This window comes from Pseudomonas sp. Ga0074129 (assembly GCA_001465025.1).
In the GTDB taxonomy this organism is placed as follows: Bacteria; Pseudomonadota; Gammaproteobacteria; order Pseudomonadales; family Pseudomonadaceae; genus Aquipseudomonas.
In genome coordinates this window covers 1-10001 of sequence record LNDO01000020.1, presented here as the reverse complement: position 1 = coordinate 10001, position 10001 = coordinate 1, and the positions used below count along the sequence as shown (strand labels likewise).

7 protein-coding genes are annotated in these 10001 nt (G+C 54.7%); 5 read left to right on the top strand and 2 right to left on the bottom strand.

What is annotated here, in order from left to right:
* Nucleotides 1-706 precede the first annotated feature (706 nt).
* The 5 genes from AUK77_RS01275 (at nucleotide 707) to AUK77_RS01255 (ending at nucleotide 7881) form a co-directional block, all read left to right on the top strand.
* On the top strand, nucleotides 707-1900 hold the full coding sequence (locus AUK77_RS01275) for a TolC family protein (RefSeq protein ID WP_296125372.1): 1194 nt from the start codon (nucleotides 707-709) through the stop codon (nucleotides 1898-1900).
* A gap of 186 nt (nucleotides 1901-2086) precedes the next feature.
* Nucleotides 2087-3643: an efflux RND transporter periplasmic adaptor subunit gene (locus AUK77_RS01270; protein WP_082107471.1), complete on the top strand. Its 1557-nt coding sequence runs from the start codon at nucleotides 2087-2089 to the stop codon at nucleotides 3641-3643.
* A 14-nt stretch (nucleotides 3644-3657) separates the two neighbouring features.
* Nucleotides 3658-3999: a P-II family nitrogen regulator gene (locus AUK77_RS01265; RefSeq protein WP_045733421.1), complete on the top strand. Its 342-nt coding sequence runs from the start codon at nucleotides 3658-3660 to the stop codon at nucleotides 3997-3999.
* An 11-nt stretch (nucleotides 4000-4010) separates the two neighbouring features.
* Nucleotides 4011-7133, top strand: a complete 3123-nt coding sequence (locus tag AUK77_RS01260; RefSeq protein ID WP_296125370.1) for a CusA/CzcA family heavy metal efflux RND transporter — start codon at nucleotides 4011-4013, stop codon at nucleotides 7131-7133.
* 193 nt (nucleotides 7134-7326) lie between these two features.
* Nucleotides 7327-7881, top strand: a complete 555-nt coding sequence (locus AUK77_RS01255) for a class I SAM-dependent methyltransferase (RefSeq protein WP_017675708.1) — start codon at nucleotides 7327-7329, stop codon at nucleotides 7879-7881.
* Between the two features lie 205 nt (nucleotides 7882-8086).
* On the opposite strand, the gene AUK77_RS01250 is transcribed toward AUK77_RS01255, so the two are convergent.
* On the bottom strand, nucleotides 8087-8365 hold the full coding sequence (locus tag AUK77_RS01250; RefSeq protein WP_236699065.1) for a hypothetical protein: 279 nt from the start codon (nucleotides 8363-8365) through the stop codon (nucleotides 8087-8089).
* Between the two features lie 147 nt (nucleotides 8366-8512).
* Nucleotides 8513-9838 carry an OprD family porin gene (locus AUK77_RS01245; protein WP_026088463.1) on the bottom strand — a complete coding sequence of 442 codons (1326 nt, stop codon included), beginning with the start codon at nucleotides 9836-9838 and terminating at the stop codon, nucleotides 8513-8515.
* Between the last annotated feature and the right edge of the window lie 163 nt (nucleotides 9839-10001).

The following is a 10001-nucleotide window of genomic DNA, read 5'->3' as shown; positions in this document are numbered from 1 at the left end:
CTCGGCGTCGGCGAAGGTCATCTGCTTCATCGGAAAACTCAGCGGGTGGAATCCGGGTATTTTGCCAAAATCAGGAAGTCTTTTTCAGAGTTTCCCTAGATTTTCTTTTGTTGTGGCTGCAGAGTGGTTTTAATTCTTTAATCGGTGATCACTGACATGACCTGAGGCGTTTCAGCTTTCACCAAGGCTAAAGCCTGTAGCGGCTTTAGGGTCAAGCCGTAATGCCCGTTTTGACAAGGCTCATGGGGTTAGCGACAACGTGTCGCACGTCTCGAACTCATCCAAAACACCCAACTTTGGACTGGCAGGGCTGCCCCGTGGCGCTAGGAACGGGGCAACCCTTATTTATCTGTGTTTGTTTCTATTTGTTGCTGGACGCTAAATCGCCTGCTCTCTTGAACGCTGCCAATATTAATACAGCCACACCTGAAAAAGTGCTGGATAACGTATTTGTAATTTTCCAGTCACCTTGCTGATAGGCATAGAGCACTACATTCTGCCGGGAATTGGCTTTCTACTTATTTTCCTAAGTAATAACCTGCTAGATTTCTCAGGCTAAATAAATAGCAAGGCCTTCATTTATTCCAGCAGAGTTAGTTCTGCGGAGGGCTTTTAAGTGTATGTAGAAACAGTCGCCGGTTATGGTGTAGGCATAGGTAAGCTCTGTGTATTTTCAGGCCTACTGGCCGCATTGTTGATTGCTCCAGTGACAACAATTGCTACTGAATCAGTCGGGCAATCAATAACGATTGAGGAGGCGCTGGCGCAAGCGCTCACCGAGAACCAGGAGTTCGCTGCAGCACAATGGAATACTGGCATTGCCAAAGGCGCTCGTACCCAGGCTGGGCTGATCCCAAATCCTGAGCTGTCCTGGAGCGTTGAGGACACGCGTAGTGAGTCGCGCGTTACCAGCATTCAGGTATCTCAGCCAATTGAGTTGGGCGGCAAGCGTGGCGCGCGCATCGATGTTTCTGAACGTGATCAGGACGCTGTGGCGATTGACCTAGAGCGTAAGAAAAACACCTTGCGCGCTGAGGTTATCCAGGCCTTTTACTCGGCACTGCGTGCCCAGGAAGGACTGCAGCTTTCCACTCAGTCGTTAGACCTTGCCCTTCGCGGACTTCAGGTGGTCGAAGCGCGCGTAAAGGCCGGCAAGGCTTCGCCAATCGAAATTTCGCGTGCTCAGGTGCAGCTTTCGGAAATTCAACTGGAGCTGAATCGCGCACGCCTCAATCGAAGCAATGCCTACAAGCAACTGGCGCTCATAACGGGTGCCAAGACGCCGAACTTCGAACATGTCGAGGGTGATCTTGAGCGCCTGCCGTATCTGCCATCGCAGGCTGAGATGCTTGCACGCATAACAGATACAGCGGACCTGCGGCTGGCCAGCATGCAAATCCAGCGTGCCGAGTCTTCCTTGGAACTCGAAAAGTCGCAGCGCATTCCAGACCTCACCGTCAGCGTTGGCAGCCAGTACGACGAAGGGCTTGGCGAACGCGTCAATTTGCTCGGCTTGTCGATGCCTATTCCATTGTTCAACCGCAACCAAGGCAATGTGCTGGCCGCTGCTCAAGGAGCTGACCAGGCGCGCGATTTGCGCAATGCCGCAGAACTCCGCCTGCGCGCGGAAGCCCAGCAGGCATTTGAGCAGTGGGAAAGCGCTAGAAGTGAAGTCGACTCGATCAGCGGCACACTGCTGCCGACCGCGCAGCAAGCAGTAGAGGGCGCAGTACGTGGATTCGAGATGGGCAAGTTTGCCTTTATCGATGTACTCGATGCTCAGCGCACCCTCGTAAGCATGCGCTCCCAGTACCTGAATACCCTGGATGAAGCTATCTCGGCCTGGGTGAGCTTGGAGAAGATTTACGGCTCCCAACTCAACATCGAATTCAAAAAATAAGCATCTCTGCGCACCTACATAACGCCTTAGACGGTCGCGTCATGCGACATGAAGCCTCGCCTGCTTTCCTGGCGGCTGCATGTTTATTGAGCGCGTTTAGTCGCCGCCTGGGCATGAGTCAAATTCAATACTTTTGATAATTTGGAGTTACCAATGGCATCAACAACTCCCAGAAAGCAGTGGCTGATGATTGTGGCTGTTGTCGTCATCGGTTTAGCCGTGGCGGGTCTGATTCTAAGTGGTAGCCCTGGTAAGTCCGGGGAGGAAGGCCATGGCCATGATGAGAGTCATGAGGATGTATCGGCTCACGCAGATCCCGAGCACCACGGGGAGGCTTCGGCCGACGAGCATGAAGAGGCCGATGAGCATGCAGATAAAGAGCACCATGAAACTGTAGAACCCACCAAGGGCGAGCATGGCGGCAAGCTTTTCACCGAGGGTGATTATGCGCTTGAAGTGACGATTTTTGAGGAGGGCGTAGAGCCTCAGTTCAGGCTCTATACCTACCTGGACGGCAAGCTTCTAAATCCTGCTGAAAGCACGGTGCAAGTGACCTTGTTGCGTCTTGGCCAACCTGCGCAAATCATCAATTTCAGCAAAGAGAATAACTACCTACGTGGCGATGCCGCGGTTGTAGAGCCGCATTCATTCCAGGTTTCCATCAGCGCCACGCACAGTGGCAAGAGCTATTCGTTCGGTTACGAGCAGGTTGAGGGCCGCGTGACCATGACGGATGCGCAGCTTGAGCAGGGTGGCGTCACGCTCGCCACTGCTGGTCCCGCGAAAATCGCCTCCACGCTGCAAGTGCTCGGCGAGGTTCGTTACAACGGTGACCGCACGGTTCAGGTGACCCCGCAACTTGCCGGGCGCGTCGACTCGGTGGCGGTTAGTGCTGGCGATACGGTCAGCAAGGGTCAGGTATTGGCCAAAATCTCCAGCCAGGCGCTGGCCGAACTGCGTGGCGAGCTACTGGCCGCCCAGCAACGCTCTGCGCTTGCCCGCACGACCTATGCACGTGAAAAGCAATTGTGGGAAGAGAAGATTTCCGCCGAGCAGGACTTCCTGCAGGCGCAAGTTGCCATGCAGGAAGCTGCTATCGCAGTGCAGCGCGTCCAGCAACAAATCGCTTCGCTGGGCGGTGCACCGGCCAAAGGCCAGAATCTCACCGAATTCGAGATTCGTGCCCCTATCGATGGCGTGATAACCAGCAAAAGCATCTCTGTTGGTGAAGTACTCAAAGAGGATTCCGCAGTCTTTACCGTCTCGGATTTGTCGACCGTATGGGTGGACTCAACCGTCGCGGCGAAAGACTTGGGCGTAATCGCCGAAGGGCAAAACGTTGTCGTGAGCTCCAGCGCATTCGCCGCCACGGCTAAGGGCTCCATTTCCTATGTCAGCGCTCTGGTTGGGGCGCAAACCCGCTCAGCGACTGCTCGCATCGTGCTAGCTAACCCAGATCGGCTATGGCGGCCTGGTTTGCCAGTGACGGTCGAGGTGATTGCCGAGGAGAACAACGTTCCCGTTGCAGTAGCGGTCGAAGCGATCCAGACCGTTCGCGATTGGCAGGTAGTGTTCGGCCGCTTCGATAACCAGCTAGAAGCTCGGCCTCTTGAGCTGGGCAAATCCGACGGCCGCTTCGTCGAGGTTATCTCGGGTCTGAAGGCGGGCGATCGATACGCGCTGAAGAACAGCTTCCTGATCAAAGCTGAGCTTGGCAAAGCCGGCGCGAGCCATGACCACTAATTCGGAGTCGAGCTATGAAACAAGTTACAGCTATTTTTCGCCCGATCCGGCTTGAGGCCGTCGAGCAAGCTTTGCATGCACTGCCACACCTGCCTGGATTTACCATCCTGCCCGCCCATGGTCATCCACGTGGCCACGGCAAGGATCACAGCTACATCGCCGACGAGTGGAACCCCGACGCCCATCAGCATCTCGTGCTGCTGGCGTTCTGTTCAGAAGAAGTTGCCGATGAGATCGTCCATGCCATCGAGAAGGCCGCCCACACAGGTGTACCCGGTGATGGAATCGTCGCCGTGGCCCCTTTGACCGACGCATTGCGCATCCGTACTGGAGAGCGCGGTGATGCTGCGCTTTAGGGGAAATTGACATGTACGAACGATTAATTCGCTTCGCCATCGACCAGCGCTGGCTAGTCTTGCTGGCTGTGCTCGGCATGGCAGCGTTGGGTGTTTACAGCTACCAGAAGTTGCCGATTGATGCGGTTCCCGACATCACCAACGTGCAGGTGCAGATCAATACCGAGGCAAAGGGCTACTCGCCACTGGAAACCGAGCAACGCGTGACCTTTCCGATTGAATCGGTAATGGCTGGGCTGCCCAACTTACAGGAAACGCGTTCAATCTCACGTTACGGGTTGTCGCAGGTCACCGTCATTTTCGAAGACGGCACAGACATCTACTTCGCTCGTCAGTTGGTGAATGAGCGGATACAGGAAGCGCGTGGAAATCTACCCAGTGATCTGTCGCCGAGCATGGGGCCAATCGCTTCTGGTCTGGGCGAGATCTACATGTGGACCATCGAGGCGCAAGACGGTGCGAAGAAGCCGGATGGCAGCACCTATACACTGATGGATCTGCGTGAGATTCAGGACTGGATCGTCAAGCCGCAACTGCGAACCGTCAAAGGTGTTACCGAGATCAACACCATTGGCGGTTATGCCAAGGAGTTCCAGGTTTCACCCAAGCCGGAGCGCCTGGTCGCACATGGCCTCAGCCTGCAGGACATTGTGGTTGCGTTGGAGAGCAATAATGCCAACGTTGGTGCGGGCTACATCGAACGCAGCGGCGAGCAGTACCTGATCCGCGCTCCGGGACAAGTCGGCAATATCGCTGACATCGCCAACATCATCATCAAGAACACCGATGGTGTTCCTGTGCGCATCGGTGATGTGGCCGAGGTTGGCCTGGGTAAGGAGCTGCGCACCGGTGCCGCTACTGAGAACGGCCAGGAGGTGGTGCTCGGCACTGCCTTTATGTTGATTGGTGAGAACAGCCGCTATGTATCGCAGGCTGTCGACCAGCGCATAAAGGAGATCAATCGCAACCTGCCGAAAGGAGTCATAGCGAAGACGGTCTATGACCGCACTGTATTGGTCGATAAGGCCATCAATACGGTGAAGAAGAATCTGATCGAAGGCGCTCTGCTGGTTATCGCGATCCTGTTCCTGTTCCTGGGCAACATCCGTGCAGCGCTCATCACTGCAATGGTGATCCCGTTGTCGATGCTTTTCACCTTCACAGGGATGGCTAGCAACAAGGTAAGCGCGAATCTGATGAGCCTCGGTGCGCTCGACTTCGGCATTATCATTGATGGCGCCGTGGTGATCGTTGAGAACTGCGTGCGCCGTCTGGCCCACGCCCAAGCCGCCGCAGGCCGAACGCTGACCCGTAACGAGCGCTTCCATGAGGTGTTCGCGGCCTCGAAGGAGGCGCGCCGCCCCCTGTTGTACGGGCAACTGATCATTATGGTGGTGTACCTGCCGATATTTGCGCTGACCGGCGTGGAAGGCAAGATGTTCCACCCGATGGCGTTCACCGTAGTGACGGCCTTGCTAGGTGCCATGATCCTTTCGGTGACGTTTGTTCCGGCGGCGGTTGCATTGTTTCTCAATGGCAGCGTCAGCGAAAAAGAAAACCGGTTGATGGTCTGGCTAAAGCGAGGTTACGCGCCATTATTGGATTGGGTCATGGTCAGCAAACCGCTGGTGTTGACTATTGCGGTAGTCATGATGATGTTGTCAGGCTTGGCTGCTTCGCGGATGGGTAGCGAGTTCATGCCAAGTCTGGATGAAGGCGATATCGCTCTGCATGCCATGCGTATCCCAGGTACCAGCCTCTCGCAGGCAATTGACATGCAGGTGCAACTCGAACAACAGATCAAATCTTTTGCCGAGGTTGATACGGTATTCGCTAAGTTGGGAACCGCTGAAGTCGCGACTGACCCAATGCCGCCGAATGTGGCGGACATTTTTGTAATGCTCAAACCGCGTTACCAATGGCCTGACCCGGACCGCAGTAAAGTCGATCTGGTTGCGGCGTTGCAAAAAGCGGTCGAGCAGATCCCCGGCAACAACTATGAGTTTACCCAGCCCATTCAGATGCGCTTCAACGAGCTGATCTCCGGCGTACGCAGTGACGTCGCGGTAAAAGTGTTTGGCGACGACATGGATGTGATGAACGAGACCGCCGAGCAAATTGCTGAGGTGCTGGAGGGCATTCCGGGTTCAGCCGATGTGAAGGTCGAACAGACCACAGGGCTACCGATGCTCAGCGTGCAAATCGACCGTGAGAAAGCCGCACGATTCGGTTTGAATGTCTCGGAGATTCAGGACGCTATTTCCACCGCCATCGGTGGACGTGAGGCCGGAGCGTTGTTTGAAGGGGACCGACGTTTCGATATCCAGGTTCGCCTGGCGGACGAGTGGCGCAATGACGTCGACAAGATTCAGCAACTGCCTATTCGCTTGGCCAATGGTGATGGCTTGAATGGCCCTGGATTTGTGCGTTTGGCTGATGTGGCGAGTGTGGTTTCTGCCCCTGGCCCAAACCAGATCAGCCGTGAAAATGGCAAGCGTCGCGTGGTGGTCACTGCCAACGTTCGCGGTCGCGATATCGGTTCTTTTGTCGCCGAGGCCGAGAGCAAAATCGCCCAAGCGGTAAGCATTCCGACAGGTTACTGGACGACCTGGGGCGGCACCTTCGAGCAGCTTCAGTCGGCGTCCAAGCGCCTGCAGATTGTTGTACCGGTCTCTTTGCTGCTGGTGTTCACACTGCTCTTCATGATGTTCGGCAATGTCAAAGATAGTCTGCTGGTATTCACCGGCGTGCCCTTCGCGCTGACCGGCGGGATCATGGCCTTGTGGCTGCGTGATATTCCGCTCTCGATCTCTGCGGGGGTGGGTTTCATTGCGTTGTCGGGTGTCGCGGTACTCAACGGCCTGGTGATGATTTCCTTTATTCGCAGTTTGCGTGAGAACGGCATGGGGCTGGACGAGGCCATTCGCGAAGGCGCGTTGACTCGTTTGCGGCCGGTGCTGATGACAGCTTTGGTGGCGTCTCTGGGCTTTATTCCAATGGCCACTGCCATCGGTACGGGTGCTGAGGTTCAGCGGCCTCTGGCGACGGTGGTGATTGGCGGAATCCTGTCTTCAACCGCGCTGACACTGCTGGTTCTGCCATTGCTCTACCGCTTGGCCCATCGCATGCGTTAAGTTCGCAACGCTGTTCGTGTACAAGCAGAAAGCCCCGCTGAAAGCGGGGCTTTCTGCTTGTAGGGAGTGGGGTCACTAGGTTGCGTCCAGTGCAGGTACTGCTTGTTGCCTGGCTCTCTGATGGTTAGATTGGCTGGCCACACTAGTACGCGCTACCACCTGTAGGATCTACATGAAAGGACGTGAAAGCGGCATGCCAGAAGAGGACTATTGGCAGAGTTTCTTCGACGCCGATGGCGTTGTCGAAACTCTGTTCGATGCTGCTGGTGTCGCAGGTGATCTGGTCGAGTTTGGTTGCGGCTATGGAACATTCACATTGCCCGCTGCGCGTTGTACGCGCGGTGTGGTCACTGCGCTGGATATTGAGCCGCTGATGGTGGCGCGTGTAAGGCAAAAAGCCGAGGCGCAGGCGCTGCACAATGTACGAGCAGAGATACGGGACTTTGTCAGTCAAGGCACGGGCCTGGTTAGCGCTACTCAGTCCCATGCCATGATTTTCAACCTACTGCACCTGGAGCAGCCATTGGCGTTATTGCGAGAGGCGCATCGGACACTTCACTGCGGAGGGACTGTTGCCGTCATGCACTGGCGCAGTGATGTCCCGACGCCGCGCGGGCCCTCTCTCGATATCCGCCCGCGCCCAGAACAATGTCAGGCATGGTTGTACGCTGTTGGTTTCACTGATATCAGGCAGGTCGATGTACAGGCCTTTAGCCCATATCATTTTGCTCTGCTCGCTACACGCTGATGGCGATGCTCTTTTTCTGATGTGGATTACATCCACCGGAAGAGCTGTTTAGTTAATCTGCCGATATGACGTTTGATATTCGCTGTGCGGCTATGGAATATAAAATACGCCAAATAAAAAAGCGCCCCGAAGGGCGCTTAGGGTACACCTCTTTCCAAAGGAGCTCGGGAGCTTCTAGAGGTGAACATCGTTCGGAAGTGAGCGGTTAGTCAGCGTTGGTTTCTTTTTTAAGTTCGGTATTGGCCCGATCTTGGTTGCTGGACTTAACCTTTAGTTCGTCCGCCGGCTTGGCAGCAGGCTCAGTTCCGTGAATTCGTTTTTGATCTGCTCGAAATTTTGCCTGAGCTTTCATTGAGCGATCATAGCCATCTTCTGCATAAGTCTGTGTGGAACCGACAAGAAGTACTGATCCAATAACTAGGGCTTTCAACATCTTCATAAGGCAGGCCTCGTAAAATTCAATTATTAGCTTGTCGAGGTTCATGGACAAGTTCTGCAAGTTCGAGTGAATTTTACGGAGGTGAAGCTAACAGCAGCGTGAGCCCAACATTACATTCTTGAAATCTAATAACTGCCTATCTTGTTATGCATGAGCGGGCAGTGCTTTTAGAGCCCGCCCGCCCATCCATTTTTAGAGCACGCTCAGTGGGTACTCGACGATCAGACGAACCTCGTCCAGATCCGACTCGTAATCCGTTGCGCGGGTAGTCATCTGGCGAACACGGAAGGACATCTCTTTCAGTGAGCCCGTTTGGACGACGTACTTGGCTTCGATGTTGCGTTCCCAGCGCTTCTGGTCAGTCAGCGGGTTGCCATCGGCATCACGACGCATATACACACTGTTGGCGTCGGAATAGTCCGCATCTGTACCCAGCGCATAGCGCGTCATGAAGGTCAGTCCAGGAACGCCATAGCTGGCCATATCTAGGTCGTAGCGCAGCATCCAGGACTTCTCTTTCGGCGAGTTGAAGTCGCTGTACTGAATAGAGTTGTCGAGGAAGATGGAATCAGACTGGCGCAGGTAGTCGAAATCATCGTCGCCGTTGTTGCGCTGGTGCGACAGGGCAACGCTGTGTGCACCGAACTGCACACCCACTTTGCCGCTGTAAATGTCGTTATCGAACTCACCCAACAGCTGCTGGCCGTCATCAACAGCTTTGTAGTAGTTCAAGCCACCGAACAAGGAAACACTGTCGGTCAGCGGGTAGGTGAAGGACGTACCGGCATAGTGCTGCTTCCAAGCATCCTTGAGTTGGCTGCTATAGAGACTAAAGCTCAGGTTGTCATTTAGCGAATAGTCACCGCCGAAATAGGCAACCCATGGAGACGCGACAGAGCCCGCATAGAAGGTTGCGAACTCATCACGCATGGTGCTGACCTGCGGCTGGCTCATGGCATGCAGGCGGCCACCCTGAAGGGTCAAACCATCAAAGCTTGTGTTCTCAACCGTAACGCCGCGAAAGCTTTCCGGTAGCAGGCGGGAGTCACCGTAGTGAACCACCGGCGTCATGGGGAACACATCACCCACTTTGACAACGGTGTCGAATAGCCGGGCTTTTACTGCACCACCCACTTTGGAGTAGTTATCTTCGGCTTCACCATCACTATTTACCGGCAGCAGATTAACAGTACCACCTGGGCCATATCGACCATCCCCGGTATCCAGTTTAAGGCCGAGCATGGCGAAGGCATCAATACCAAAGCCTACGGTGCCTTGGGTAAAGCCCGACTCGAACTGGCCAATGATCCCGTGTGCCCAAGCTTCAGTATAACCATTGTCAGTGTTGCTCGACTGACCTTTACGAAAGTCACGATTCATGTAGAAGTTACGGTTGAGAATATTGAAACTGCTACCTTCTACAAAACCTTCGGCTTGCTCTTCTGCGGCCGCCATGAGCGGAGCTGCACTGACAATCGCCGAAAATACTGCAAGGGATAGTTTGGTTTTATTAAGCATTTATTGCTTCTTTATAATTGGCAGTTATTAGTCTAGTTTTCGCCATGGCGTTCTTATAGGTATTGCATGGCGGCCGCGGAAACTGAGTGCAACACCTGAACCTTTCGGTAAGGTGTCGGCCCTATGTCCTATCACGAACTCAGCATTGAAGAACGCGTCACGA

Coding starts and splice junctions, on each gene's coding strand:
- AUK77_RS01260 (WP_296125370.1), top strand. CDS start 4,011: ATGTACGAACGATTAATTCGCTTCGCCATCGACCAGCGCTGGCTAGTC.
- AUK77_RS01255 (WP_017675708.1), top strand. CDS start 7,327: ATGCCAGAAGAGGACTATTGGCAGAGTTTCTTCGACGCCGATGGCGTT.
- AUK77_RS01270 (WP_082107471.1), top strand. CDS start 2,087: ATGATTGTGGCTGTTGTCGTCATCGGTTTAGCCGTGGCGGGTCTGATT.
- AUK77_RS01265 (WP_045733421.1), top strand. CDS start 3,658: ATGAAACAAGTTACAGCTATTTTTCGCCCGATCCGGCTTGAGGCCGTC.
- AUK77_RS01245 (WP_026088463.1), bottom strand. CDS start 9,838: ATGCTTAATAAAACCAAACTATCCCTTGCAGTATTTTCGGCGATTGTC.
- AUK77_RS01250 (WP_236699065.1), bottom strand. CDS start 8,365: ATGAACCTCGACAAGCTAATAATTGAATTTTACGAGGCCTGCCTTATG.